Annotated in this window: 24 protein-coding genes; 15 read left to right on the top strand and 9 right to left on the bottom strand. The window is 51.8% G+C overall.

The window, feature by feature from the left end; all coding sequences use genetic code 11:
* Window positions 1-3 precede the first annotated feature (3 nt).
* Both ACLHV8_RS10690 and dsbG read left to right on the top strand, forming a co-directional pair.
* On the top strand, window positions 4-615 hold the full coding sequence (locus ACLHV8_RS10690; RefSeq protein ID WP_208595223.1) for a DsbA family protein: 612 nt from the start codon (window positions 4-6) through the stop codon (window positions 613-615).
* Window positions 616-657: 42 nt separating this feature from the next.
* Window positions 658-1,416 carry a thiol:disulfide interchange protein DsbG gene (gene dsbG, locus ACLHV8_RS10685; RefSeq protein WP_208595224.1) on the top strand — a complete coding sequence of 253 codons (759 nt, stop codon included), beginning with the start codon at window positions 658-660 and terminating at the stop codon, window positions 1,414-1,416.
* Between the two features lie 42 nt (window positions 1,417-1,458).
* Here the strand turns inward: dsbG and ACLHV8_RS10680 are convergent, their stop codons facing one another.
* From ACLHV8_RS10680 to ACLHV8_RS10660, 5 genes are all read right to left on the bottom strand, one after another.
* Entirely contained in the window at window positions 1,459-2,751 is a 1,293-nt protein-coding gene (locus ACLHV8_RS10680) for a glycoside hydrolase family 10 protein (protein WP_208595225.1), read from the bottom strand.
* A gap of 7 nt (window positions 2,752-2,758) precedes the next feature.
* A complete protein-coding gene (locus ACLHV8_RS10675; protein ID WP_208595226.1) occupies window positions 2,759-3,046 on the bottom strand; it encodes a VF530 family DNA-binding protein in 288 nt (95 codons plus the stop codon).
* Window positions 3,047-3,141: 95 nt separating this feature from the next.
* The gene (locus ACLHV8_RS10670; RefSeq protein WP_208595227.1) at window positions 3,142-4,128 is read right to left on the bottom strand and encodes an MBL fold metallo-hydrolase; all 987 of its coding nucleotides are present in this window, start codon (window positions 4,126-4,128) and stop codon (window positions 3,142-3,144) included.
* 121 nt (window positions 4,129-4,249) lie between these two features.
* On the bottom strand, window positions 4,250-4,993 hold the full coding sequence (locus ACLHV8_RS10665) for a 5'-nucleotidase, lipoprotein e(P4) family (RefSeq protein WP_244250165.1): 744 nt from the start codon (window positions 4,991-4,993) through the stop codon (window positions 4,250-4,252).
* A 94-nt stretch (window positions 4,994-5,087) separates the two neighbouring features.
* Entirely contained in the window at window positions 5,088-5,633 is a 546-nt protein-coding gene (locus ACLHV8_RS10660; protein ID WP_208595229.1) for a winged helix DNA-binding protein, read from the bottom strand.
* A 201-nt stretch (window positions 5,634-5,834) separates the two neighbouring features.
* Here ACLHV8_RS10660 and ACLHV8_RS10655 point away from each other — a divergent pair, with 201 nt between their 5' ends.
* Genes ACLHV8_RS10655 through ACLHV8_RS10645 form a run of 3 tightly spaced genes read left to right on the top strand, consistent with a single transcriptional unit; the run spans window position 5,835 to window position 8,545 of the window.
* Window positions 5,835-6,557 carry a DUF969 domain-containing protein gene (locus ACLHV8_RS10655; protein WP_008501655.1) on the top strand — a complete coding sequence of 241 codons (723 nt, stop codon included), beginning with the start codon at window positions 5,835-5,837 and terminating at the stop codon, window positions 6,555-6,557.
* Window positions 6,554-7,540: a DUF979 domain-containing protein gene (locus ACLHV8_RS10650; protein ID WP_114977198.1), complete on the top strand. Its 987-nt coding sequence runs from the start codon at window positions 6,554-6,556 to the stop codon at window positions 7,538-7,540. Before ACLHV8_RS10655 ends, ACLHV8_RS10650 begins: the two co-directional genes overlap by 4 nt.
* A 9-nt stretch (window positions 7,541-7,549) precedes the next feature.
* Complete coding sequence (locus tag ACLHV8_RS10645) at window positions 7,550-8,545, top strand: DUF2891 domain-containing protein (protein WP_208595230.1); 996 nt, start codon at window positions 7,550-7,552, stop codon at window positions 8,543-8,545.
* A 35-nt stretch (window positions 8,546-8,580) separates the two neighbouring features.
* On the opposite strand, the gene ACLHV8_RS10640 is transcribed toward ACLHV8_RS10645, so the two are convergent.
* Complete coding sequence (locus ACLHV8_RS10640) at window positions 8,581-9,996, bottom strand: MFS transporter (protein WP_208595240.1); 1,416 nt, start codon at window positions 9,994-9,996, stop codon at window positions 8,581-8,583.
* A 117-nt stretch (window positions 9,997-10,113) separates the two neighbouring features.
* On the opposite strand from ACLHV8_RS10640, the gene ACLHV8_RS10635 reads away from it, so the two are divergent.
* Entirely contained in the window at window positions 10,114-11,019 is a 906-nt protein-coding gene (locus ACLHV8_RS10635; RefSeq protein ID WP_208595231.1) for a LysR family transcriptional regulator, read from the top strand.
* Between the two features lie 4 nt (window positions 11,020-11,023).
* Here the strand turns inward: ACLHV8_RS10635 and ACLHV8_RS10630 are convergent, their stop codons facing one another.
* Window positions 11,024-12,478 carry a Cu(+)/Ag(+) sensor histidine kinase gene (locus ACLHV8_RS10630; protein WP_208595232.1) on the bottom strand — a complete coding sequence of 485 codons (1,455 nt, stop codon included), beginning with the start codon at window positions 12,476-12,478 and terminating at the stop codon, window positions 11,024-11,026.
* On the bottom strand, window positions 12,468-13,151 hold the full coding sequence (locus ACLHV8_RS10625) for a copper/silver response regulator transcription factor (protein ID WP_028018970.1): 684 nt from the start codon (window positions 13,149-13,151) through the stop codon (window positions 12,468-12,470). The genes ACLHV8_RS10630 and ACLHV8_RS10625 overlap by 11 nt, the downstream gene beginning before the upstream one ends.
* Window positions 13,152-13,313: 162 nt before the next feature.
* On the opposite strand from ACLHV8_RS10625, the gene ACLHV8_RS10620 reads away from it, so the two are divergent.
* From ACLHV8_RS10620 to ACLHV8_RS10580, 9 genes are all read left to right on the top strand, one after another.
* Window positions 13,314-14,699: an efflux transporter outer membrane subunit gene (locus ACLHV8_RS10620; RefSeq protein ID WP_208595233.1), complete on the top strand. Its 1,386-nt coding sequence runs from the start codon at window positions 13,314-13,316 to the stop codon at window positions 14,697-14,699.
* 28 nt (window positions 14,700-14,727) lie between these two features.
* On the top strand, window positions 14,728-15,069 hold the full coding sequence (gene cusF, locus ACLHV8_RS10615; RefSeq protein ID WP_208595234.1) for a cation efflux system protein CusF: 342 nt from the start codon (window positions 14,728-14,730) through the stop codon (window positions 15,067-15,069).
* An 11-nt stretch (window positions 15,070-15,080) separates the two neighbouring features.
* Window positions 15,081-16,331 (top strand): efflux RND transporter periplasmic adaptor subunit, encoded by a 1,251-nt coding sequence (locus tag ACLHV8_RS10610; protein ID WP_208595235.1) that lies wholly within the window; start codon window positions 15,081-15,083, stop codon window positions 16,329-16,331.
* A 10-nt stretch (window positions 16,332-16,341) separates the two neighbouring features.
* Entirely contained in the window at window positions 16,342-19,518 is a 3,177-nt protein-coding gene (gene silA, locus ACLHV8_RS10605; protein WP_208595241.1) for a Cu(+)/Ag(+) efflux RND transporter permease subunit SilA, read from the top strand.
* Between the two features lie 44 nt (window positions 19,519-19,562).
* Window positions 19,563-20,867, top strand: a complete 1,305-nt coding sequence (yjjJ, locus tag ACLHV8_RS10600; protein WP_208595236.1) for a type II toxin-antitoxin system HipA family toxin YjjJ — start codon at window positions 19,563-19,565, stop codon at window positions 20,865-20,867.
* Window positions 20,868-21,456: 589 nt separating this feature from the next.
* Window positions 21,457-21,726 (top strand): hypothetical protein, encoded by a 270-nt coding sequence (locus ACLHV8_RS10595; protein ID WP_024908520.1) that lies wholly within the window; start codon window positions 21,457-21,459, stop codon window positions 21,724-21,726.
* Between the two features lie 157 nt (window positions 21,727-21,883).
* The gene (locus ACLHV8_RS10590) at window positions 21,884-23,026 is read left to right on the top strand and encodes an HBL/NHE enterotoxin family protein (protein ID WP_208595237.1); all 1,143 of its coding nucleotides are present in this window, start codon (window positions 21,884-21,886) and stop codon (window positions 23,024-23,026) included.
* Window positions 23,027-23,137: 111 nt separating this feature from the next.
* The gene (locus ACLHV8_RS10585; protein ID WP_208595238.1) at window positions 23,138-24,025 is read left to right on the top strand and encodes an HBL/NHE enterotoxin family protein; all 888 of its coding nucleotides are present in this window, start codon (window positions 23,138-23,140) and stop codon (window positions 24,023-24,025) included.
* A 35-nt stretch (window positions 24,026-24,060) separates the two neighbouring features.
* Entirely contained in the window at window positions 24,061-25,152 is a 1,092-nt protein-coding gene (locus ACLHV8_RS10580) for an HBL/NHE enterotoxin family protein (protein ID WP_410376883.1), read from the top strand.
* Between the two features lie 139 nt (window positions 25,153-25,291).
* On the opposite strand, the gene ACLHV8_RS10575 is transcribed toward ACLHV8_RS10580, so the two are convergent.
* Window positions 25,292-25,627 carry a copper-binding protein gene (locus tag ACLHV8_RS10575; RefSeq protein WP_208594714.1) on the bottom strand — a complete coding sequence of 112 codons (336 nt, stop codon included), beginning with the start codon at window positions 25,625-25,627 and terminating at the stop codon, window positions 25,292-25,294.
* Between the last annotated feature and the right edge of the window lie 212 nt (window positions 25,628-25,839).

Raw genomic sequence — 25,839 nt, 5'->3', positions numbered from 1 at the left:
TTTATGAAAAAAATCCTTATTACGCTGCTGCTACTTCTGGCCTCTGTTCAGGTGATGGCGGCAACACCCCTGACGCCGGACCAGGAACAACGTGCGCAGAAGATGATCTCTGATTTCCTGTTTAATGATCCGAACTCCCCGCGCATCGGCGCGAAAAACCCAAAACTGACCCTGGTGGTCTTTACGGACTACAACTGCCCGTACTGTAAGAAATTCGACCCGTACATGGAGAAAATTGTCGAAAAATACCCGGATGTCGCAGTGGTCTTTAAGTTTTTGCCTTTCCGCTCGGAAAGTTCGCTGACCGCAGCGCGTGACGCCTTAACGCTCTGGCGCGCGCATCCGGAGCAGTTTATGAAATTGAACCATACCCTGATGGCCAGAAAGGGGTACCACGATGACGCCAGCATTCAGGAGGCGCAAAAACGGGCAGGGGTGAGTGTCACGACGCCAGATGAGGAGAGCCTGATGACGATTAAGCGCAGCCTGATCGTTGCAGAGAAAATGGGGATTCAGGGCACTCCCGCCACGCTTATCGGCGAGGGATTGCTTCCCGGCTGGGTCCCGTTTGAACAGTTCGATGAAATGGTCAGTGACGCACTGAAAAACCGCTAACCTGAAAGGGGGCTTGATGCCCCCGATAAACCGGAGAGGGAAATGAAAAAATTACTGTTACTTTCAGCGCTGGTATCGTCAGGGCTGGCGCAGGCGGCTGAAGCCATACCGGATGTGGTAAAACACTTCAGCGAGCAGCAGGACATCAAAATCATTAAGAAACTGGATGCACCTGGCGGTGTGCCAGCCTGGCTTGGACAATATCAGGATATGGGCGTGACGCTCTTTTTAACGCCGGACGGCAAGCACGTGATCTCGGGGTATCTGTACGATGACAAAGGAAAAAACCTCAGCGAAGAATATTTCCAGAAAGAGATCTATGCCCCGATGGGACGTGAAATGTGGAAAAAGCTTAACGCGGCGCACCCCCTGAAAGAAGGGGCGGAGAACGCTCCGCGTAAAGTGTTCGTCTTTGCCGATCCGTTCTGCCCGTACTGCAAACAGTTCTGGTCAGAGGCGCAACCGTGGGTGAAGGCCGGTAACGTTCAGCTCAATACGCTGCTGGTGGCGTTTCTCAACCCCAACAGCGGACGTAATGCTGCCGCCATACTGAATGCGAAAGATCCGGTCTCGGCCTGGCGTGATTACGAATTATCTGGCGGCAAAAAATTGCCAAAACCAGAAGGCAGCGCATCCCGTGAAACCGTTGAAATACTGCAGAAACACCAGACATTAATGGACGCTCTGGGCGCTAACGCCACGCCAGCCATTTATTATCTGAATGCGGAAAATGAGCTTCAGCAGGTGGTGGGTATGCCGGATGAAAAACAGCTTGAGGCGATGTTCGGGCCGAAGCCATAAGCGAAAACAGGCAGAAACGGGACGTTTCTGCCTGATATTCTCTTAGCTACCCCAGCGCCCCCTGAGGTAGTTGACTGCTTGCTGGGTCTGCGGCTGGTTCAGGTAATCTTCCCTGAACAGGATCGTACCATTCACATTGGGCAGCGAATCGTTCAGATCGAGCTGTTTTTTCAGCTCCGGTACACCGCCCTGAACCATCCAGTCCGGTTCATTTTTCGACGGTTCACCCACTTTGTAGAACGCAACGCCGATATACAGGCGAGTGTGAGTCGATTTCACGACATCTGCCCACCATTTGGTCAGCACGTCGTAGCGCGCCGCATCCCGGGAGAAAGGCCAGTAAATCTGGGGGGCGATGTAGTCGAGTAAACCTTGTTGTACCCACTGACGTGTATCCGCGAAGGATTCATCATAGGCTGCAGCACCCCGTGTGTCCGAGCCTGCCGGGTCAAATGAACGGTTACGCCACACGCCAGCCGGGCTGACGCCAAACGCAACGCCGGGTTTTGTCTGTTTAATCGCGCGGGAAACCTGCACGATCAACTGCTGCGTGTTATGTCTTCGCCAGTCAGCTTTTGAGGCAAATCCCTGGCCGTATTGCCGGTAAGTCTGCGCGTCATTGAGCGCCGAACCGGGTGATTCGGCATAAAAGTAATCATCAAACTGCACGCCGTCTATCGGGTAGTTTGCAACCACTTCGGTGACCACTCGGGTGATCCAGTCGCGCACTTCCGGAATGCCCGGGTCGAGTACGAAACGATCGCCTGAAATGCGTACCCACTCCGGGTGCTGGACATAGACACTGGACGGGGTCTGGTATGACGTCCGGTTCAGGGCGGCGATGGTCGAGGGTTTCGTGTTTGTCGATACGCGGTACGGGTTGAACCAGGCATGCACTTTCATGCCGCGCTTGTGCGCTTCATCGAGCATGAACTGCAGCGGATCGTATCCAGGATATTCGCCGATGTTGCCCGTCAGCATATCTGACCACGGTAAAATTTTTGACGACCAGAGGGCCGTGCTGTCCGGTTTCACCTGGAAAAAGACAGTGTTAATTCCTAGCCGCTTAAGATTGTCGAGCTTGCTGGTCAGTGCTTGTTTTTGCATCGCGATACGCTGGTCAGCGCTTCGTCCATTCACTGATGCGACAGGGGGCCAGTCGAGGCGGGAGACGGTCGCCAGCCAGATCCCGCGCATCGGCTCGTTGGCCTGCTGCGTTGGTTCGCTCACGCCAGGAAGGGGAGTAATCAGTGATTTCGGTGGTTTTGAGGAGCAGCTCACAAGTAAAAGTGCGCAGCCAGCCAGCGCACCAATCCGTTTTACATGTCGCGTCATTTGCGTATTAGCTCTTGATAATCCGACTGTTAGCCCAGGGATTAAAGGCGGGCGTTTCCTGTTCTGCGTGTCCTTCATCGTTGAGGGAGTCCAGATACAGGGCTTCGACTTCCGCGCGTGCCCAGGGGGTACGGCGCAAAAATTTCAGGCTCGATTTAACGCTGGGATCTTTTCTGAAACAGTTAATTTTGATTCGGTCGCCCAACTCGTTCCAGCCATATTTCGCCACCAGGGCGTTGACCATCATCTCCAGCGTTACGCCATGCAAAGGATCGTTAGAAATGTGTGCAGTCATAAGCGTCCGGATGTCTCAATTTTAATGGGGTTGGGTTAACCGGTGAAAGGGTACAAGAAAGCACGGGAAGCGGCAATGACATCCCGCGCTGATGCTTATTCCGCACGGCTGGCGTCCCGGTTGGTATAGGTGACAGGCACCCACCCATAGCCGCCGTTTTCGCCTTTGGTGACATAGCCGATACCCGGGAACGGTAGATGGGGCGCGGCAACCAGGTCTTTATTTCTCACAAAGCCCGCAAACGCCTCTTCGCGCACGCGTGCCGCTTTGTTCTGATCTTCATCGTAGGTGATAGTCACGTCGGGCTGCGGGAACTGGACCGCCGCAGCATGAATAATATCGCCCACGAAGGTGATCTTCTCGCCTTTACTTGTCAGCGTATAGAAGGCTGATCCCGGTGTATGGCCGGGATGTACCGTGCCGGTAATGCCTGGAATAAGCTCGGAAGTGCCAGAAAAAGGCACGACTTTGCCTGCATCAAGGTAAGGTTTTAACGTTTTCTGAGCGACGTCAAAGTAGTTCTTGCCGTAGCCTGTTTTTTTCTGATTATCGTCATTAAAGAAAAAGTCGATTTCCGGTTTTCCAACGAAAACGCGCGCGTTGCTGAACACCACTTTACCGTCCTTCACCAGGCCGCCAGCATGATCGGAATGGACGTGAGTGAGCAGGATTTCGGTAATATCCTGCGGCTTAACCCCCTGCGTGGCAAGGCTCTCAATCAGACGTCCACCGTTACCGGGGCCAAAGAGCTGGCCTGAGCCGGTATCCACCAGGATTTTGTGTCCGGGCATCGCTATCAGGAAAGCGTTAATGGACACTTCAGCCGGGTTGGTCTGGAAATTTTTCGCGAGCAAAGCATCAATCTTTTGTGGCGTTGTCCGGCGCAGTAATTTATGCAGATCCTGAGCGACGCTCCCGTCTGTAAACGAAGTGACGATAATATCGCCGATCTGAACGCGGTATCCGCCAGCTGGTTGTTCAACAACGTGCTGAGGCGTATTTGCCAAAACCTGTAATGAAGGGTAGAGAAGTAATGCACTGGATATCAGCGTGGACAGAGCAAGTTTTTTCACGGTAAGCATAAGAGTCTCCTTTGAAAGCGCTCATCTTACTTCTCCGTAAAAATAGAAGAACCTACCTAATAATGACAGGAGCCAGCATAATAGCCGGGTGGTGCAGACACCATTCCCGGCCCGTAAGACGTTATTTTTTCAGCGGTGCGTTCCAGCTGTCCGGCGTCGATTTTGACCAGGAGCCATAAGCAGCATTAGGCAGCACAATCCAGTCATTGCCGAAGTGTTCAGCGCTGGCCTCAACCAGCTCACGCTGCTGCTCGCTCGGTTTTTTGTTTTTAAATTGCACGGCGAAATCCGGCAGGCTGTCGCCGAACAGCATCACGATCTGCTGTTTTTTGAGGATACTCTGGCGACGCTCTTCTTTGCTGACCGTATCCAGAAGTACGCTCTCGTCTGTAACCTGTGGAAGTCCCAGAGATTTTAACGTATTGAGCGTGTCGGCTTTGTTTTCCTGCATACGATCCGAAACATAATAAATACGGACTTTGCTTTGATTCACGTGGTCAAGAAAGGCTTTCGCACCGGGGATCAACCCGGGTTTGCCGTGTTTCTCCCACTCACTCCAGGTATCCCATTGGGTAAAATCGTGACACTGCTCCATGTCGCGCACCAGTAACGGGGTGTTATCGAGGACGGTTTCATCCAGATCCATGACGACGGCGTAATTCTCTGGCGTTTTCAGATCTTTTAATTTTTCATTGAAACGCTCAGTAGCAAACCGATACGTCTGCATCTGAAGCGCCATAATCTCGGCCGATTTCTGCTGATAGCGCAGCGCCATTTCATACGCTTTGGGTTCACACAGGTCACGGTTAGCCGCCATTGCCGTTGCACTGAATACGGGTAATGCCAGCAGTAATACCTTAGCCATTGAATTCACACTTCTTTCCTCAACACCTTGTTAAAATCCCGCAAGCGTAATGGAGTTCAATGACAGAAAAATGAACCTTATGTGGCAACTCAACTTACAGTGAGGCTGCCGCCCGGGCCGCAGTGTCATACAGTGATGATATGGTGCGTAACAGTTGTGCGGTGTCTCCAATCGATCCCCCTGAAATGCCGCTCTCTGCCTGAATATTGATAAGGCACGCCTCACGAACATCACGGTATTTCATGCATAACGCTTTACCTTCCTCCGTAGTGGAGAAGAAGAGCTCTTTACCCGCTTTCTCGCTCGTCACGTAGCCCGCTTTGACCAGCTTTTTCAGGGCATAGGTCACTACGTGGGTATCTTCCACGTTGAGGACGAAACAGATATCGGCCAGCTTTTTCTTGCGGTCACGGTGGTTCACGTGATGCAGCAGTGAAACGTCAAACGCGCCCATATCGGGCTCTCCGGCAGCCGCCATGCAGCGCACCATCCATTTGTTAAACGCGTTACTGGTCATGATCAGCGCGTATTCCAGCTCTGATAACTCTGCGCAGCGCTCGGATACCAGATGGCGGGAAGAGACGATACGGCCATCATTGATATCTTCGCGAGGTGATGAAGCACTCTTTTTGGTGGTCATAAGGGTCCTTAGCCAGAAATGTAAACTCGTCGATAAAATAAGAACATTTTATTGATAATTTGTTTACATGTTTTTGAGGTTCAGATATAGCTTTTTAGCGCAGGTTTTGCGAAGCCTGCCAACAAAACACAACATCGCTCGCCGCAAATTAAAAAAATAGCCGTCGGCGCGCAACGCTCACTTTCGATAGGGTAAACGTTTATGGACGGTACTACGCTGTTACCGCTGATCGGGATACCGATCGTGGTTATTGGTTTTGCACTGCGCTTCAACCCGCTACTGGTGGTTGTGGTGGCGGGGCTGGCGACGGGTCTGCTGGTCGGCATGGATTTCGGTATGCTGCTGGAAACCTTCGGCGAGAAGTTTGTGAATAGCCGATCGCTGGCGACCTTCATTCTGATCCTGCCCGTTATCGGTTTGCTGGAGTACTACGGGCTTAAAGAGCGCGCCCAGGCCTGGGTGGCGAAGATCGCCAGCGCCACATCTGCGCGTATTCTGATGCTCTACTTTGTCGCTCGTGAAGGTACGGCTGCACTGGGTCTGATGTCGCTGGGCGGTCATGCACAGACGGTACGTCCGCTGCTGGCACCGATGGCCGAAGGGGCGGCGCTGAACGAATATGGCGAGCTGCCGCAGCACATTCGCGACAAAATCAAAGCCCATGCCGCCGCGTGTGACAACATCGCGGTCTTCTTTGGGGAAGACATCTTTATTGCCTTTGGCGCGGTGCTGCTGATTGACGCGTTCCTGAAAGAGAATGGCATTCAGGGCATTGAACCGCTCCATATTGGTCTGTGGGCCATCCCGACCGCGATTGCGGCATTGATTATTCATATGACGCGCCTGCTGCGTCTGGATGCGAGCATCCGTCGCGACGTGATGGCCTGGCGCGCGGAGCAGGGAACGCAGGAGGCCGCGCAATGATGACGCTTATTACCATTAACCGCGTGTACTACCTGATTGGCTTTGTCGTGATGCTGCTGGTTGTGATGACCCTGCGCGATCGTGCCAATCCTAAGCGTTTTACCACTGCGCTGTTCTGGTTTTTATTCGGCGGGATCTTCCTGTTTGGCGACCTGATGGTGCAGGAGCTCGGTAAATCGCTGGCCTACCGGATCATTGGCGGCAGTGTCATCGTTATCGCGCTGCTGGCGGGTTTTGGGCTGGTCGGGAAAGGGCACTATAAAATGGCCTCCGATGAAGAGCGGGTTGCCTCGTCAAACCGGCTCAAAAACTGGCTGTTCCTGCCCGCACTGATGATCCCGGTGGTGACGGTTCTCGGGACGTTATTCCTGAAAGGGGTTTCTGTAGGCGGTGTGTTCCTGCTCGATCAGAAACAACTCACCCTGGCGGCACTTTGCGTGGCTTGTGTCGCGGCGATCCTCACCGGCTGGTGGCTGACCAAAGGCACGCCGCTGCATGCGGTTCGTCAGTCTCGTCGTCTTGTCGATACCATCGGCTGGGCGGTGATCCTGCCGCAAATGCTGGCCATGCTCGGCGGCGTGTTCGTGGCGGCCAATACCGGTGATTCAGTGCAGAAGGTGGTGAGCCTGTTCGTTAACCCGGATAGCCGCTTCATGCTGGTGGTCATCTACTGCGTGGGTATGGCGCTGTTCACCATGATCATGGGTAACGCGTTTGCGGCCTTCCCGGTGCTGAGTGCCGGCATCGCCTTACCGTTCCTGATCAACGTGCATCACGGCAACCCGGCGCCGCTGCTGGCGATTGGCATGTACGCGGGCTATTGCGGCACGTTAATGACGCCGATGGCGGCGAATTTCAATATCGTTCCCGCCGCGCTGCTGGAGCTGAAAGACAAATATCAGGTGATCAAGATCCAGATCCCAACCGCGTTAACCCTGCTGGTGGTGAACGTGTTCTTAATGTATTTCCTCGTGTTTCGCTAAGGAGCTGTTATGGAATTAACGCAACATCAGGCTGACGCGTTTGCCCGCATGCCATTGACCTATTTGCGCCAGGAATATCCGAACCACATTATGCACCTGCTGAATGATGATGGAGATGTTCTGCCACCTCGCGAATTGCACCCGATTTTCTACGGCTGTTTTGACTGGCATTCGGCGGTGCACGGCTACTGGCTGCTGCTGCGCTGCGTGCGTCTTTATCCAGAATTGCCGTGCAGAGAGGAGATTGTCGCGCTCATCGATGAGCACCTGACAGAAGAGAATGTGGCAAAGGAGTTGGCCTATTTCACCGCCCCGTTCCGCGCGTCGTTTGAGCGGCCGTATGGTTACGGCTGGCTGCTGGCGCTGGCCCAGGAACTGAAACAGTCGTCGTTGCCTCAGGCCGCTGGCTGGTATCAGACACTACAACCCTTAACGCTGGACATTCGCGACAGGCTGGTAGATTACCTGAATAAGCTCACCTATCCGATCCGCGTCGGGACGCACTACAACACGGCGTTTGCGCTCGCACTGGCACTCGATTACGCCCGGGGAGTGGAAGATAGTGCGCTTGCGCAGTCTATTCTGACGGCGGCGGAGCGGTTTTATCTTGCCGACACGCGTTATCCGGCTCACTACGAACCCGGTGGCGATGAGTATATTTCCGGCGCGTTGACCGAAGCGTTACTGATGAGCAAGGTGTCAGAGGACTTCCCGGCGTGGTTTGACGCGTTTCTGCCGGAGGTGGGGTCGATTGCGGCACTGATGAACCCGGCGGAAGTGAGTGACCGAACCGACCCGAAAATTGCTCATCTGGACGGATTAAACCTGAGCCGTGCCTGGTGTATGAAGCATATTGCCAAAGCATTGCCGGCAAACCATCCGGCACAGCAGGCATTGCGTGATGCCGTGACAAAACATCTTGCCGCAAGCGTAGAGCATGTGGTGGGTAGCCACTACAGCGGCGGACACTGGCTGGCGAGCTTTGCGTTGCTCGCTCTGGAATAAACGAAGGTGCAGCGCCGTCAGGCGCTGCACCAGGTTTAGGCTGCGGCCCGGACTGCGGGACGTAGCCTGCTCAGGCTAAACAATACCGATCCCGTTGAGGCAATCACGGCGATCCACAGCGCCAGATGGACCGTTTGCTCATCAAGCGTTTGATGTTCGGGTGCTGCGGCGATGGTCAGCAGAACGCCTACCACGGCAGCGCCGAGACACTGACCAAATGTTCGGACGATAGACAACACCCCGGATGCATAACTGGCATTTTCCCGCGCCACATTCGAGAGCATTTCCCGGTTATTGGGGCTCTGGAAGCAACCAAACCCCACACCGCAAACCAGGCTACGCAGGCAGATATTCCATGCGGAAGGATTGGAAGGTAACGTCGCCAGCAGAACCAACCCGACGACAAAAATAATCAGTCCGATGGTCGAAATCAGCGGTGCTGAAAGCGTATCCGCCCAACGCCCGGCATGCGGGGCAATCAGCACGATACCGATTGGCCACGGTGTGAAAAGCAGGGCGGAAACGACCGGACTGTAGCCATAGACGCTCTGAAACAGGAACGGCAGCGCGACAAACGTGATGCCCTGACTCACAAATGAAGCCAGAGAGGTCAACGCGGCAAGTGTAAAGCGGCTATTTTTGAACATGACGGGGGGCAGTAATGGCGCCCGGCTGCGGCGAATATGCCAGATAAAGGCGATGGCACTGACCATGGCGATAAGCGCCCACGTCACGCTTTCCTGACCAGCGCTTTGCAACACGTGCTGAAAACTGTTGGCCGTCATGATCGTCGAACCTAACAGTGCGGCAGAGAGCACCGCCCCCATCGTATCAAAGGGAGCACTATCAACAGCCGCTTTGCGCGGTAAAGCCTTCCAGGCCAGCAGCAAGGCAATGCTTCCTGGAATAATGTTAATGGCGAACAACCATTGCCAGCTCAGCGTGTCCAGTATCGTTCCGCCCAGCACGGGCGCAATCGCGGTGCTGGAGGCGATAAGCAGAGCGTGTAACCCCAGAATGCGGCCAAGCAGTCGACCGGGGAACACGGAACGCAGTATCGCCGGGGCTATACTGAGGGTGGCCGCACCGCCGATACCCTGCAATATACGCATTCCGATCAACACCTCGGGTGTTTTCGCCAGTGCGCAGCCGAGGGAGGTGAGCGTAAAGGTGGTAAGCCCGGCCAGAAAGACCCGCCGATAGCCAATGCGAGCCGCCAGCGCAGCGAAAATGGCGAGTGTCATTGCCGCCGACAACAGATAACCATTCGCAAACCAGACCGCGACATTCGCGGACACCTGCATGGCATTCGCCATGGAGGGCAGCGCTATGTTGATCATGGTGCCATCAAAGACGCCCATCAGCGTGGTGGTCATCACTGCGGCCATGACCCGGGCGCGTTCATCTCCCGGCAGCCCTTCATCACCAGGTTGATTTGAAAATAGCATCATCATCGTAACTCCAGATAAGAATGTTGATGACGAAACTATAACCATGGGGTATACAGGGCGGAAGACGCAGCATTTGCAACTTATCGTTGCATTAAACGCCTTATATGAGGAACCACCGTGACCGATCCTGATTTTAATCTGCTTGTTGCGCTCGACATCCTGCTGGCTGAAGCCAGTGTTGCGGGCGCGGCGCGGCGTTTAAACCTGAGTACCTCCGCCATGAGCCGTACGTTGAGCAGACTTCGGGAGGTGACTGGCGATCCGATCCTGGTGAGAGCCGGGCGTCATATGGTACTGACACCCTGGGCCGAAGCCACACGGGACCGCGCCAGAAGCGCCGTGCATGAGGCGAGGGCGGTGCTGCAACCCTCTGCCGACACACTGAAGGTGGAAAGTCTGGAGCGGCTGTTCGCCATCAGAGCCAACGACGGTTTTGTGGTGGCGTTTGGGCCCTTGCTGATTGCCGCCGTGGCGGACGTCGCACCTGACGTGTGTATCCGTTTCACCCCGAAACCGGAGAAAACGTCGCGCTATCTTCGCGAAGGGCTGGTTGACCTGGAAATTGGTGTGCAGAGCAATATGGGGCCTGAAATCCGTCTGCAAAGGTTATTTCAGGATCGGTTTGTTGGCGTGGTGCGCAAGGGGCATCCGCTGGCGTCACTCCCGACGGTAAGCCTGAATGATTACGTCTCCTGGGGGAATGTGGTCGCCTCACCCGACGGATCGTTACACGGTTTTGTCGATGAGGCGCTGGCGGAATTGGGGATGAAACGTAAAGTCGCCAGCGTGGTGCCGGGTTTTCCGACGGCGCTATCCGTCGCGCTGACGTCTGATATGATCGCGATGGTGCCGGCATTGTATTTGCTGAATCAACCGATGACCGGGTATGCGCACGTCTTTGAACTGCCTTTCAGGGCCCGAACTATCACGGTCTCACAGATGTGGCACCCGCGAATGGAAAGGGACCCTGGCCATCAGTGGCTCAGAGAGAAAGTTCGCGACGTGTGTCGGGCGGTGCGCTGACGACTTATACACCTTTTCGCGGTACGGTGAGGATGAAGCGAGTCGATACGGTATCCGATTCCACATGCACTTTACCGTGATGCGCAGTGACGATGGACTTGACGATGGCAAGCCCAATGCCGCTCCCTTCACCTTTACGTTGTCTGGATGGATCAACCCGATAAAAACGATCAAACAACCTTGGCAGATGTTCTTCCGGGATGGGGGTTCCGGGGTTTTCAATCACCAGTTCAAAATCGCTGTCCTGTTCTCTTATCGAGACGGTGACCGCTTTTCCTCCCGGGGTATAGCGCAGCGCATTAGAGATCAGATTACTAATTGCTCTTCGGAACATCTGCGGATCGCCTTCCGTCAGGCAGGGCATACCGTTGAATTTCAGCGATACGTTGCGTTCTTCCGCCCACGCCTCAAAGAAATCGAACACTTTTACGACCTCTGCACTCAGGTCGAACATGACCTTGTCAGGAATGAGCTGGTTATTATCCGCCTGAGCGAGGAAAAGCATATCGCTGACCATTCTGGTCATCCGGTTGTATTCTTCAAGGCTTGAGTAGAGTACATCTTCCAGCTCCTTCTGCGAACGGTTCTGGCTCAGCGCGATTTCGGTTTGCGTCACCAGATTCGTGATGGGCGTTCTGATTTCGTGTGCGATATCGGCAGAAAAGTTAGCCTGGCGGGTAAAGACATCTTCAATCTTTTCAATCATATGGTTGAATGAGATCACCAGCTGTTCCAGTTCGACAGGCACGCGGGACGGCTCCAGCCGCGCATCGAGATTTTCAGAGGTGATGTTTTTGATGGCGGTGCTGACGTTACGCAGTGGCAGGTGCCCCTGGCGAACCGCGATACGAACGATAAGAATAATCAGCAGGCTTATCACCGTGGCGATCGCGAACAGATTCTTTTTCAGCGCCTCAAGGTAGTGCAGATGGAAATTAATGGAGAGCCCGATCAGCATGACATAGCGCTGCGTTTTGCCCTGCAGTGTCGCCGTTCCTGAAGAGGCGATAATCCGGTACGTTTCCATTTTCATATCAGACCCGGCGTGCATTGACCCGGCGGGTTCCTCTACCGACCAGAGAAATACGTCCTGTGCGCGACGGTGCGTGCTAAAGTCTGCCGAGTTCATCGCCGGGCGTAATGCCGCCCCTCGTGCCGAGCTGAACAGTTCATTTCCCTGCGGATCAAGAAGCAGGACGGCAACGTTGCGGTAACTGGCAATCGACTCTTTGATTTTACTGACTTTCTTCTGGTCAGGTTCTGACGGGGACTGCAATATGCGCTGCATCGCGGTGCTGATTTGCTGCAGATCGCTGATATCCTGCTCGGCAAAATGTTTTTCAACAGAATGCAGCATAAACCAGGCAAAGGCGAAAAAGGCCAGTATCGTGGAGAGGCTGATAAAAAAGGTCAGCCGCAGGGCAAGAGAAAAAGGGCGCCTGAGGGCCTTACTGCGCATCCGGGACCTCCAGCATATAGCCCACGCCGCGCACCGTCTGGATAAGTTTAGGCTCATAATCGCTATCTATTTTCGCCCGCAGCCGCTTCACCGCAACGTCAATCGCATTTGTGTCGCTGTCAAAGTTCATGTCCCAAACCTGGGAGGCTATCAGGGAGCGGGGGAGCACTTCTCCCTGATGACGCATGAAAAATTCCAGCAAGCTGAATTCTTTGCTGGTCAACAGAATACGGTTTCCGGCGCGGCTCACTTTTCTTGAAACGAGATCTACCGTCAGGTCCGCCACCTGAAACTGGCTTTCTGTGATCACCGTATTTCCGCGTCTTAGCAGCGTTCTCACCCGGGCGAGAAGCTCAGCAAAAGCAAATGGCTTTATCAGATAATCATCTGCCCCCAGCTCCAGCCCCTTAACCCGGTGTTCGATCGTGCCGAGGGCAGTCAGTAACAGTATCGGCATGCCTTTTCCGGCAGAACGAAGCATGCGGACAATATCCCAGCCGTTCACATCGGGAAGCATGATATCCAGTATCAGTAGATCATATTCGGCGGTCATGGCGAGATGGTACCCATTCAGCCCATTGTCAGCGTGGTCGACAATAAACCCTGCTTCAGTGAGCCCCTTGCTGAGGTATTCACCGGTTTTAATTTCATCTTCAACGATCAATATTTTCATCTTGCTCCCCTGACTGACTGCTGATGACATTCTAGTGAGCCTGCGACCGTTAACAATGACTTACGGTAAAAATGACAACATTGTCATTATCCTGTCACCCGTCAAACAGGATGCGTTCAGTAGAGTAGCCCTAAAAATACTCTGGATTTCATTTGAACCGTTATGTTCCTGTTAAAACGACTTAGCATCAGTACAGTATTTATCCTCGCAGGCTGCGTTTCGCTGGCACCTGACTACCAGCGACCGGCAGCGCCTGTACCTCAGCAGTTTTCGCTTTCACGCAACAGCCTCACACCCGCAGTGACGGGATATCAGGACACTGGCTGGCGTCACTTTTTTACCGACTCTCAGGTCGCCGGGTTGATTAACGAAGCCCTGAATAACAATCGTGATTTAAAAATGGCCGCGCTGAAGGTTGAGGAGGCCCGGACACAGTTCAATGTGACCGACGCAGATCGTTATCCTCAGCTGAATGGATCGTCTGGTATCACTTACAGCGGTGGTCTGAAAGGTGACAAACCTGGCACACAACAGTATGACGCAGGTATTGCGCTTAGCTACGATCTCGATTTCTTCGGCAAGCTCAGAAACATGAGTGAGGCTGACCGACAAAATTATTTCGCCAGCGAAGAGGCGCGTCGTGCCGTGCATATTTTGCTCGTCTCGAATGTGTCGCAGAGTTATTTCAACCAACAACTGGCGTATAAACAACTGCGTATTGCACGGGATACGCTGAAAAATTACCAGCAGTCCCTGGCGTTCGTTGAACAACAGCTTATGACCGGCAGCACGAACGTCCTGGCGCTTGAACAAGCTCGGGGGCAAATTGAAAGTACCCGGGCAGAAATTGCCAAAAGAGAAGGGGAACTGTCGCAGGCCAACAATGCCCTGCAGCTGGTCCTCGGAACCTATCGTGCGCTTCCATCCGAAAAAGAGATGAACGCCAGCGATATCGCACCAGTAAAACTGCCGCCGCATCTTTCATCAGAAATACTGTTGCAGCGCCCGGATATTATGGAAGCGGAGTATCAGCTTAAAGCAGCTGATGCCAGTATCGGCGCGGCACGTGCGGCCTTTTTCCCGTCCATATCGTTAACCAGTGGTCTTTCGACAAGCAGTACGGAATTATCCAGTCTCTTTACGACAGGGAGTGGAATGTGGAATTTTATCCCTAAAATTGAGATCCCCATTTTTAATGCGGGCAGGAATAAAGCCAATCTGAAACTGGCTGAAATTCGCCAGCAGCAATCTGTTGTTAATTATGAACAGAAAATTCAGTCCGCTTTCAAACAGGTTGCTGACGCGCTCGCGTTGCGAGACAGCATCAACCAGCAGCTTGATGCACAACAACGTTATCTTAATTCTCTGCAAATAACGCTGCAGCGTGCGCGAGGGTTATATTCCAGTGGTGCGGTCAGTTATTTAAATGTGCTTGATGCGGAACGTTCGCTGTTCTCTACGCAACAAAACATCCTCGACCTTATCTATTCCCGGCAGGTTAATGAAATTAATCTATTCACCGCGCTGGGTGGCGGTTGGGCTGAGTAAACTTATTTAATTAAACAGGAAAATAAAAATGCGTAATTCTCTTAAAGCCGTTGTATTCGGTGCGATCTCTGTGATGTTCTCTGCCAGCCTTCAGGCTGAAGTTCATCAGCATGAGGAGATGAGTGTCGCCAGTGATGCCGGCGCAGAGCAAATCATCAACGCCACGGGTGTCGTGAAAGACGTTGACCTCACGAATAAAAAAGTCACGATTTCTCACGAAGCTATACCTGCAATCGGCTGGCCTGCAATGACCATGAGTTTCACTTTTACTAATGCTGACGAGAGCATCAATGCCTTAAAACCAGGTCGTCATGTTGATTTTTCATTTGTTCAGCAGGGCAATATCTCTTTACTTAAGAGCATTAAATAGAGAGGAATGGCATGACCTCTTTCAAAATAAAATATGCCGCCATGATTATCAGCAGTCTCCTGATTGGAGGAGTGATATCCGTGACGGCATGGCAAACAATTCATGCATCTGAAAAAACAGAAAATAGCGCATCTGAAAGAAAGGTACTTTTCTGGTATGACCCGATGAAACCAGACGTTAAATTCGATAAGCCCGGTAAATCGCCGTTTATGGATATGGACCTGGTGCCGAAATATGCGGATGAAAATAGCGAAAAAAGCAGTGCCGGTATACGTATTGATCCGACGCAGGTCCAGAATCTGGGGTTAAAAACACAAAAAGTCACCCGTGGAACACTGAATTATTCCCAGACGATCCCGGCTAACGTCAGTTATAACGAATATCAATTCGTCATTGTCCAGGCACGCTCGGAAGGTTTTGTTGAGAAAGTGTACCCCCTGACAATTGGCGACCATGTAAAGAAAGGGACACCACTTATTGATATCACGATACCGGACTGGGTAGAGGCGCAGAGTGAGTTTCTGCTGTTATCCGGTACCGGCGGTACACCCACGCAAATAAAGGGGGTTCTGGAACGGCTTCGGCTTGCCGGCATGCCGGACGATGACATTCAGAGGCTACGTGCAACCCGGACTATCCAGACCCGGTTTACCATAAAGGCACCGATTGACGGCGTGATCACGGCTTTTGACCTGCGTACCGGTATGAATATTTCTAAAGAGAAAGTGGTCGCGCAAATTCAGGGAATGGATCCGGTCTGGATCAGCGCTGCAGTACCTGAATCTATCGCTTATCTGCTGAAAAACTCGTCGCAGTTTGATATTTCCGTACCCGCTTATCCGGATAAATCGTTCCCGGTCGAAAAATGGAACCTTCTGCCCAGCGTGGATCAAACGACCCGCACATTGCAGGTGCGATTACAGGTATCAAACAAGGATGAGCTCCTGAAACCGGGCATGAATGCGTTTCTGAAACTGAATACCCAAAACCCGGAAATGCTGTTGATCCCGTCCCAGGCCGTGATAGACACCGGCAAAGAACAGCGTGTGATTACCGTCGATGCTGATGGTCGTTTTGTGCCCAAAAAGATCCACGTTCTGCACGAATCTCAGCAGCAGTCCGCTATTGATACTGGACTGAACGAAGGGGATTCGGTGGTGGTCAGTGGTCTGTTCCTGATTGACTCCGAGGCCAATATTACCGGTGCGCTGGAACGTATGCGCCGTGCTGAAAAAACTGACGACACGCATTCAGGTCATTAAGGAGACGATGATGATTGAATGGATTATCCGGCGGTCAGTCGCCAACCGTTTCCTGGTGATGATGGGGGCGCTGTTCCTCAGCGTGTGGGGTACCTGGACCATCATCAATACCCCGGTCGACGCCTTGCCCGATCTGTCTGACGTTCAGGTGATTATCAAAACCAGCTATCCCGGCCAGGCCCCGCAGATTGTTGAAAATCAGGTCACGTATCCGCTCACGACTACCATGTTGTCGGTGCCAGGCGCAAAAACCGTGCGCGGATTTTCTCAGTTCGGCGACTCGTATGTATATGTTATTTTTGAAGATGGTACCGATCTGTACTGGGCCCGATCTCGCGTTCTGGAATACCTTAATCAGGTTCAGGGCAAACTGCCTGCGGGGGTGAGTTCTGAAATCGGCCCTGATGCCACGGGCGTGGGCTGGATATTTGAATATGCTCTGGTTGACCACAGTGGAAAGCACGATCTTTCAGAACTGCGCTCATTGCAGGACTGGTTCCTGAAATTTGAACTCAAAACCATCCCGAACGTGGCTGAAGTCGCGTCCGTGGGCGGTGTGGTTAAGCAGTATCAGATTCAGGTCAATCCGTTAAAACTGGCCCAGTACGGTATCAGCCTGCCGGAAGTTAAGCAGGCGCTTGAATCGTCTAATCAGGAAGCAGGGGGATCATCTGTTGAAATCGCGGAGGCGGAGTATATGGTCCGCGCCAGCGGTTATCTCCAGACCATTGATGATTTCAATAACATTGTCCTGAAAACCGGTGTAAACGGGGTCCCGGTTTATCTGCGTGACGTTGCCCGCGTACAAACAGGCCCGGAAATGCGGCGTGGGATAGCAGAGTTTAACGGTCAGGGAGAGGTCGCTGGTGGCGTCGTGATCCTGCGTTCGGGCAAAAATGCGCGCGACGTCATTACGGCGGTGAAAGATAAACTGGAAACGCTAAAGGCGAGTTTGCCCGAAGGGGTCGAGATCGTGACGACTTACGATCGCAGCCAGTTAATTGACCGGGCCATAGATAACCTGAGTTCTAAACTCCTCGAAGAATTTATTGTGGTCGCCATCGTCTGTGCGCTGTTTCTGTGGCATGTACGCTCTGCGCTGGTGGCGATTATCTCACTACCGCTTGGGCTGTGTATTGCCTTTATTGTCATGCACTTCCAGGGGCTGAATGCCAATATTATGTCACTGGGAGGTATTGCCATTGCCGTTGGCGCGATGGTGGATGCGGCCATCGTGATGATTGAAAACGCACACAAACGGCTGGAGGAGTGGGATCACCAGCATCCGGGGGAACAGATTGACAACGACACGCGCTGGAAGGTTATCACTAACGCCTCCGTCGAAGTGGGCCCTGCGCTGTTTATTAGTCTGCTGATCATCACCTTATCGTTCATCCCCATTTTTACCCTTGAAGGGCAGGAAGGGCGGTTGTTTGGTCCGCTGGCGTTTACAAAAACCTATTCCATGGCGGGTGCGGCCGCGTTGGCTATCATCGTGATTCCTATCCTGATGGGGTTCTGGATACGCGGGAAGATCCCTGCTGAGACCCGTAATCCACTGAACCGGTTGTTGATTAAGGCCTATCATCCGCTATTGATTAGGGTGCTTCACTGGCCGAAAACCACTTTGCTGGTCGCGGCGTTATCCATCTTCACGGTTATCTGGCCACTGAGCCAGGTTGGCGGTGAGTTTCTGCCGAAGATCAATGAGGGCGACCTGCTGTACATGCCGTCAACCTTGCCAGGCGTTTCGCCGGCTGAAGCCGCCGCGATCCTGCAGACCACGGATAAATTAATCAAAACCGTGCCTGAAGTCGCTTCTGTTTTTGGCAAAACCGGGAAAGCCGAAACGGCAACGGATTCCGCACCGCTCGAAATGGTAGAAACCACGATTCAGTTGAAACCGGAAAATCAGTGGCGGCCCGGCATGACCATCGACAAGATCATTGATGAACTGGACAAAACGGTACGTTTGCCGGGCCTGGCTAACCTCTGGGTACCCCCCATTCGTAACCGAATTGATATGCTCTCAACCGGGATCAAAAGCCCGATAGGTATCAAAGTGTCTGGTACGGTTCTGTCTGATATTGACGCCACGGCGCAGAACATTGAGGCGGTCGCCAAAACCGTGCCTGGAGTGGTTTCAGCCCTGGCAGAGCGCCTGGAAGGGGGGCGCTACATTGATGTGGACATCAACCGGGAAAAGGCCGCTCGCTACGGTATGACCGTAGGTGATGTGCAGCTGTTTGTCTCCTCAGCCATCGGCGGGGCGACGGTGGGTGAAACAGTAGAAGGTGTCGCTCGCTATCCAATAAATATCCGCTATCCCCAGGACTACCGGAACAGTCCAAATGCGCTGAAACAGATGCCGATCCTGACGCCGATGAAGCAGCAGATCACGTTGGGTGATGTCGCGGAGGTTAATGTGGTCTCCGGCCCGACCATGCTGAAAACGGAAAATGCCCGGCCAGCAAGCTGGATTTACATCGATGCGCGGGGCAGGGATATGGTATCGGTGGTAAATGACATTAAGACGGCAATCAGTCAGAACGTGAAGCTGCGGCCAGGTACCAGCGTGTCATTCTCTGGACAGTTTGAACTGCTCGAGCACGCGAACAAGAAACTGAAGCTGATGGTGCCGGTGACGGTGATGATCATCTTCATTCTGCTGTACCTGGCATTCCGTCGCGTAGATGAAGCCTTATTGATCCTGATGAGTCTACCGTTCGCCCTGGTCGGGGGGATATGGTTCTTGTACTGGCAGGGCTTCCATATGTCTGTGGCTACCGGGACCGGATTTATCGCCCTGGCCGGGGTTGCAGCCGAGTTTGGTGTGGTCATGCTGATGTATCTGCGACATGCCATTGAAGCGCATCCGGAGTTATCTCATCGGGAAACATTTACCGCAGAGGGGCTCGATGAAGCGCTTTATCATGGTGCCGTACTGCGTGTTCGACCGAAGGCGATGACCGTTGCGGTGATCATTGCAGGTTTACTGCCTATTCTCTGGGGAACCGGTGCGGGGTCAGAAGTGATGAGCCGGATAGCAGCGCCAATGATTGGGGGGATGATCACAGCTCCGCTGTTATCACTGTTTATTATTCCTGCGGCGTATAAATTGGTTTGGATGCGGAGGCACAAAACAGCGAGCGCATTTCGTGAAGATGACAGAGGAACGGATAGCTGATAAATTAGCTATTCAATAACCTATTCATAAAGCGATTCAACACCATGACAAATAGATCCGAAACGTTACGTCAGTTGCTGAGGAAAGGCCCAATATCGGTAAGGCAACTTACTGATAATATGGGAATTAGTCAGCCTACGGCTTCGAGAGCGATTAAAGCGCTTGGTGATGAAGTGGTGCGTATTGGCTCTGGTCCATCTATTCATTACGTACTACGCGATGCGCTTCGTGGGTTCAGTTCGGCCCCTATTTACCGCATCACCGAAGAGGGCAAGGTCAAGCCGCTGGGGCAGCTCATACCGGTTTATCCCGATGGTTTTGTGATGGAGCAAGCGGATAACATCTGTCTTCATAGCGATGGGCTGCCGTGGTGGCTCTTTGATATGCGGCCTCAGGGATATCTTGGCCGGGCGTATGCATCCCGATTTTCAACTGAACTTGGCCTGCCGGCAAATCCTGAAAACTGGACAGACTCCGATGTTATAAGGGCCTTACTGGCTCATGGGCACGATGCGGTAGGGAACGTATTAATAGGAGAGCAAGCGCGAAACCATTTTGTGGATATGCCGCAGCCTGTTGCAGTGGAGCGGGCAACGGCATATCCGTCGTTGGCTCTGGCCGTTAGCTCCGGAGAGGTGCCGGGTTCCTCCGCTGGCGGTGAGCAACCAAAATTTTGCACCTATACAGAACGTGGTCATGTCATCGTGAAGTTCACGGCTCCCGACGATAACCCCATAAGCGAACGCTGGCGAGATCTTCTACTGGCAGAACATCTTGCGTTAAAAGTGCTTGATGTTGAAACAGAGGTATTTGATTTTGGTGGACAGCGTTTCCTTGAAATCCCACGGTTTGATCGTGTAGGACCACTTGGCCGTAAAGGTCTTTTTTCGTTACGGGCTCTGGAGGCGGAATTTGTCGGCCGAGCAAGAGAGGCCTGGCCCGTATTGGTTAACGAGTTGGTTAAGCAGGGATGTGTTCATCCTGATGCCATCGCAGGAACGGCGCGGCTTTGGGCATTTGGCATGTTGATCGGCAATACCGACATGCACCACGGGAATCTGTCGTTTATTAGCGCCCATGGGCGTCCTTATCATCTTGCGCCTGCCTATGACATGCTGCCCATGGGATTTGCGCCGAAGTCGGGGGGCGGAATGTTGAATACACTTCGTCCGGCAATGCTCCTTGATGCGATTGTGGGAGAAATCTGGCATGAGTCACTTGAACTGGCTGAGCGCTTTTATGCTTTGGTCAGCAATTGCAACCGTTTTTCTGCCAGCTTTGCGCCATGCGTGGCGGCGTTACGCGCACATCTTGACGAGGCGAGGTCAAGGATATCGCGTCTGGGATAATGCAATGCATTCGGACCTTGGCTTATGAAGTTGAAAACCCGCAGATGACTTTGCGGGTTTTTTATTCCAGCCACAAAAAGGTCGACAAATCAAAATATAAAATATTTATGCAATTAAGTTTTGATTAAGAAAAATAAATTAACAATTAACGATTGCTTAATTGTTAATTTAAAACAAAACCGTTTTTTTGCCTTTTTCTGAATGGAGGGATATTTATCCTGATAATAATTAAGCACTTGAGATATTGTTCTTGATTAAGAGCTTATAGTCGTTATTGATGCTTTGTTTTTGTCATTAAGTGGTGTATTGCATTGCGCGATTAATGGAGCAGCAAAATGAAATTCTGAATTATTAAAGTCAGTTGCGGGAAGTGATTACACCACCCATATTTAAGAACGTTCTGATTGCCAGTTATTGCATTGGCAAAAATATAAAATATATCACAAGCAGCTTCTGCCAGATTGAAGCTGGCGGGGGCTTTATTGACAAATCTGTATGGAAATAAATGGATCCCAGAAACCATTTCAAAATAGATGGGGCGAACTCCGAAAAGCCAAATGAGTAGGATGACTAATATCGAGGAAATATCATGTCGAATCAAGAGACTATTGTTGGTGGCTGGACGGCTTATCATACATTGACCGAAAAAGATTGGCAGGTATTTAAAGAAGCCATGGCGGGATTTGTTGGTGTAACGTATGAGCCGCAGGCCGTCTCAACGCAGTTAGTGGCCGGGACAAATTATCGCTTCAAGTGCCTTGCTTCAATTCCGCCTGCATTAGTGGTGTGGGAATCTATTGTTGAAATCTTCCAGCCTTTGCAGGGTGCTCCACATATTGTCGGAATCACCAGAATCTGAATTTTAATTAATACTGTGTCAATGCGTGATTTAGGAAAGCATTCCAGACTTTGACGGTCTATTTCTTAAATAAGTGATTTTTATTAACTTGGTGTTTTATATTTAACCGAGTTCAAAAAGTCCACTCCGTTCTTAGTAACTGAAAGGGTATTTAATAATGCTAAATCATATTCTACAGGCTGGCACCAATCCATCGATTAACAGTAATAACATGAAAGCGAGCGCTGATGCCTCTACCACAGCAGCCGTGATCATTCAAAACTATGTCGGCACCATTTTAACGCAGGCCGATCTCTCCCTGCCGGATATATTACCTCATCTACCGGAACATCAGGCAAAGGCCAGAGACCATGCCACATCCTGGCGTGATGTCATACAGCCGCAAATGATCTCAACCAATACGGATATTGTAAGCTTCTCTAACAATTTTGATTCCTATTATGATCCTTTGGTTAAGCTGGCGGTAAAAATACAGCAAAACCCTTCGGACACAGCATCAATTAATACTTTTAAACTGGGTGTTCAGCAACTTCAGGCGCTGGTCGCTCAAAAACAAACCGCTACGCATACCGTGGTTAATTCAGTGGGCGGTTTCCAGACAACGCTTGCCGAAGATGCCCGCAATTTCGCCAGTGATTTTACTACGGCAGAAGCGGCATTAGCCGGTAAAGACGGACAAATTGCCGCTCTGGGAAAACAAATCGACGCTATTAATTCCGCCATGAGTAAGGACTTAACTATGATTGCAGCGGGTTCAACCGCCGCAGTGGTAGGAGGATTAATGATTGCCGTGGGGGTACTGGCGGAAATTGCGACCGCAGGCGTCAGTACCGCACTGATTGTCGGTGGATTGGTGGTCGTCGGGGCCGGTGCTGGTGTTGCCATTGCCGGGGGGGTTGACTATGCCAAGCAAACCAGCGCGCTCAGCACGGCCATTACGACCAAAACAAAACTACAACAACAGTATTCTGCCACCAAAAACGTGAATACGATTGTTCAGAATCTTTCGGGCCAGGCATCCGCTGCGGTTCAGGCCGCGGGTTCTTTACTGGCAGGTTGGCAGACGCTTGAACAGGACTTTATTGTCTTCCAGTCGGCGCTGACCAGCGCGACCCCAGATTTAGGCTATTTCCTGATCGCGCAACTCAATGCGGCGAAAGCGGACTGGGATGATGTTGGCAATCATGCCCGTAAGCTATTGGATTATGGTTCTTTACCGGTCAGCAACGCATCGGTCACCAGCAGTGGGATCCTGTTGCCTAACCCAACGGCGACATTTGCACGGCTGGCTGCTGCATAGCGTTCATCAATCATCAATCAGGCCCGTGAGGGTCTGATTGTTTTAGCAGACAAACCGGACGCATCGTTTCACGATGATGCCAATAAGTGACCCGTGTCTAAGGTTCAGAGTATGCCAGCATTGAAAGTCAGCTTTACTCAGGCATTAACGGCTCAACAAAATGTGCGTCAACAGATGATGCAGGTCGCACAACAATTAGAACAGCTTCCGCCCATTAACGATCCGCAGATCTCCGATCTGAATGAAAATATCTTTTCCGTCCGCAATCATGCAAATTATTATCTGTCTGACATTGTGGTCAAAATGGATTCGTTGTATTCCGAGGTTATCAAGTTTGGAGGTGAGCTGGATTCTACGGTTGCCAACATCCGTTCTGAATTAAATGGTCCTGACGGACAGGAATATCTCACAAAAGCTCAGGGGCAGATTAAGCAGTTACTCGCCGACAGCGCGCCGCTATCCGCCTCTCTGAATGATTTCAATAAGGTTATTATTTCCTTTAATAATGACATTACGACGGACTCAAGGAACTTGCTAGCCGATCAGCAAAGGGCACAACAGTTATTAGCTGCCGATCAGGCAAGGTTAGAGGCTCTTAACGCTCAGCTGAATGCGCTGAATGCTGAGCTTGAAAGTAAAAAGAGGATGGAAATTATCATCGGTATTTTTACTCTTGGGATTGGCGCCGCGATTATGGAATTGACAGGCTATGTGCAAAGCACGGAGCGGGCAATTGCTCAGGCGCAACAGGAAACGGGAATGCTTTATCAGGAAATAGGACAACTTGGTGCCACCAGTGATGCACTGAACGCATTGACCAAAGGAACCGCTATTTTGTGTGGCCTGACACAATCTCTTCAATATGGTTGGCAAACCGTGACGGCCGAGCTGTCGGAGGTCACTCAACAACAGGTGACTGCGGATTTTCTTATAGTCTCCGTTAATGCCGTGCAGGCGAACTGGCAGGAAGTGATGCGCACCGTTGAGCAATTGCAGTAAGCCAAAAACCAATTAACGACTTTGAGGTTTTCATTATGATCATGCAAGCCATTGCAGCTGCGAAAAATGATACTGAATCATCATCAACCAATGCCTTAATGACAGGTATTCAGGGCATCGGTGCTTCTTCGATTGCTCAACAGACTTATGCGAGCACTGTATTATGTCAACCCAACATTCATTTAGATATTTTACCTGACCTTCCTGCACAGCAGGCTATTGCGCGCGATCAGGCGCAGGAATGGTTGTCCTCGATTAATCCGGCGGCTATCTCTTCTCTGGTGAATGTGCGTAATTTTTCGAATCAGGTGGGGGCTTATGTCGATGCACTTCTTCCGGCGGCACAAAAATATGACATGGGGGATAAAAGCCAGCTTCCTTATATCCAGCAGGGCATCCAGCAGCTGCTTTCTCTTGCTCAGAAAAACGTCACTTCCACGGGGGTGTTTGTCGATAACGTCCAGGTTTATGTGAATGGGATCAACAGCAGTCAGAGCACATTTAAAGCGGCTAAAGAAACCGTGCAGACGCAAATTACCGGTGATAAAGGGGAAATATCGGCACTCCGGCAGAAGCTAAACGATCTGAATAAACAGATGGATGCAGATATTGTGCAGATTTCGGCGGGAGCGGTGAGCGACATTATAGGGATCGGCATGATTGTCATTGCGGCCACAACAATTATCGAAACCGGTGGGGCAACACAAACGCTTCTGGCTGCGGGTATTACCCTGGTCGCGGGCGGAACGCTGGCGATGACCATAAGCTCTGCCGATATTGTCAAAGCGCAAAAAGAGTACAGCACAACGTTGACCAATCTCGTCGGGCTTGAATTGGAGGTGGCTGTCTTTGACACGGTTTATAACCAGTTGACGGCCAGTGAAAGACTTTCTCAGTCTGCCATTGATTCCGCTAAGCTGCTGGTCAACGGATGGCAGACCGTTGCTGATAGCTACCAGCAAACGCTGACCGACCTGCAGCAGAGTTCAAAGGGGTATCTGGCACTGAGGCTGAGTGCGATGAAACGCCAGTGGCAACAGCTAGGTGAACAGGCGGGAAGCGTGATGCAGTTAGGGCCGCTGCCTTTCAATACTGTTCCCGCAAATGAACTGAAGTCGAGTGCATGACAAGCGAAGATTAATATTTGGCTGCTGCTGCCCGGTAACCGCCGGGCAGACAGGCTTGTTTCCGTCCGAAGGCGGTACACCGTCAGCGCTGTTGGCTGAAGGTGAGGGGTACAAAACAGAGCAGGGAATGCAATCGCATTCAGCCTGCATTGATCATGCGGCGGTGCGCTTCGGCCATGGCCTCATGTGGGCCGGACTGACCGTTATTCATGAATTCATGGGCAACCGCTGCTCTTTCATGCTCATCCATCGCTGCGTAAGACGTTGACGAGACGGTCATGGATACAGTGTTATTTCCCATCGTCTTCTGATGACTTTCCACACCCTGGATCCTGACAGGAGCCGCGGCAGACTGCATCTGGTGAGCAGGAGCTTGCGCATTGTTGACGCGCTCATGGATATCCACGGTTTCAGTGGCCCAGGCCGAAGAAATTAAACCAAAGCCCAGCAAAGATGTTAATACGATATTTTTCATGATAACTCTCCATTTCTGAATTAGTGATATCCGGGGAAGTACAACCGATATTTTCAGTTCCATAACTGAAACAGGTTCGGCAGTGTTTATTTATCCGGGAGAGGGCTGGATATTCATTTCCTGGCATACTCTGACGCCGAGTATTGATGAAGTGATTCAGCCTTTCTGATAAGTCGCACTAATTATATCGAATGGCTTCTGTTTGCTGCATG

The organism is Enterobacter sp. CPE_E863 (genome assembly GCF_046521465.1).
Taxonomy (GTDB): domain Bacteria; phylum Pseudomonadota; class Gammaproteobacteria; order Enterobacterales; family Enterobacteriaceae; genus Enterobacter; species Enterobacter adelaidei.
Note: the sequence above shows the minus strand (reverse complement) of the source record. Positions and strands in the feature narration are given on the sequence as shown.

Bases quoted from the DNA above. Each gene is read 5' to 3' on its own strand.
- ACLHV8_RS10690 (WP_208595223.1), top strand. From the start codon at position 4: ATGAAAAAAATCCTTATTACGCTGCTGCTACTTCTGGCCTCTGTTCAG.
- dsbG (WP_208595224.1), top strand. From the start codon at position 658: ATGAAAAAATTACTGTTACTTTCAGCGCTGGTATCGTCAGGGCTGGCG.
- ACLHV8_RS10680 (WP_208595225.1), bottom strand. From the start codon at position 2,751: ATGACGCGACATGTAAAACGGATTGGTGCGCTGGCTGGCTGCGCACTT.
- ACLHV8_RS10675 (WP_208595226.1), bottom strand. From the start codon at position 3,046: ATGACTGCACACATTTCTAACGATCCTTTGCATGGCGTAACGCTGGAG.
- ACLHV8_RS10670 (WP_208595227.1), bottom strand. From the start codon at position 4,128: ATGCTTACCGTGAAAAAACTTGCTCTGTCCACGCTGATATCCAGTGCA.
- ACLHV8_RS10665 (WP_244250165.1), bottom strand. From the start codon at position 4,993: ATGGCTAAGGTATTACTGCTGGCATTACCCGTATTCAGTGCAACGGCA.
- ACLHV8_RS10660 (WP_208595229.1), bottom strand. From the start codon at position 5,633: ATGACCACCAAAAAGAGTGCTTCATCACCTCGCGAAGATATCAATGAT.
- ACLHV8_RS10655 (WP_008501655.1), top strand. From the start codon at position 5,835: ATGGACGGTACTACGCTGTTACCGCTGATCGGGATACCGATCGTGGTT.
- ACLHV8_RS10650 (WP_114977198.1), top strand. From the start codon at position 6,554: ATGATGACGCTTATTACCATTAACCGCGTGTACTACCTGATTGGCTTT.
- ACLHV8_RS10645 (WP_208595230.1), top strand. From the start codon at position 7,550: ATGGAATTAACGCAACATCAGGCTGACGCGTTTGCCCGCATGCCATTG.
- ACLHV8_RS10640 (WP_208595240.1), bottom strand. From the start codon at position 9,996: ATGATGCTATTTTCAAATCAACCTGGTGATGAAGGGCTGCCGGGAGAT.
- ACLHV8_RS10630 (WP_208595232.1), bottom strand. From the start codon at position 12,478: ATGCGCAGTAAGGCCCTCAGGCGCCCTTTTTCTCTTGCCCTGCGGCTG.
- ACLHV8_RS10625 (WP_028018970.1), bottom strand. From the start codon at position 13,151: ATGAAAATATTGATCGTTGAAGATGAAATTAAAACCGGTGAATACCTC.
- ACLHV8_RS10620 (WP_208595233.1), top strand. From the start codon at position 13,314: ATGTTCCTGTTAAAACGACTTAGCATCAGTACAGTATTTATCCTCGCA.
- cusF (WP_208595234.1), top strand. From the start codon at position 14,728: ATGCGTAATTCTCTTAAAGCCGTTGTATTCGGTGCGATCTCTGTGATG.
- ACLHV8_RS10610 (WP_208595235.1), top strand. From the start codon at position 15,081: ATGACCTCTTTCAAAATAAAATATGCCGCCATGATTATCAGCAGTCTC.
- silA (WP_208595241.1), top strand. From the start codon at position 16,342: ATGATTGAATGGATTATCCGGCGGTCAGTCGCCAACCGTTTCCTGGTG.
- yjjJ (WP_208595236.1), top strand. From the start codon at position 19,563: ATGACAAATAGATCCGAAACGTTACGTCAGTTGCTGAGGAAAGGCCCA.
- ACLHV8_RS10595 (WP_024908520.1), top strand. From the start codon at position 21,457: ATGTCGAATCAAGAGACTATTGTTGGTGGCTGGACGGCTTATCATACA.
- ACLHV8_RS10590 (WP_208595237.1), top strand. From the start codon at position 21,884: ATGCTAAATCATATTCTACAGGCTGGCACCAATCCATCGATTAACAGT.
- ACLHV8_RS10585 (WP_208595238.1), top strand. From the start codon at position 23,138: ATGCCAGCATTGAAAGTCAGCTTTACTCAGGCATTAACGGCTCAACAA.
- ACLHV8_RS10580 (WP_410376883.1), top strand. From the start codon at position 24,061: ATGATCATGCAAGCCATTGCAGCTGCGAAAAATGATACTGAATCATCA.
- ACLHV8_RS10575 (WP_208594714.1), bottom strand. From the start codon at position 25,627: ATGAAAAATATCGTATTAACATCTTTGCTGGGCTTTGGTTTAATTTCT.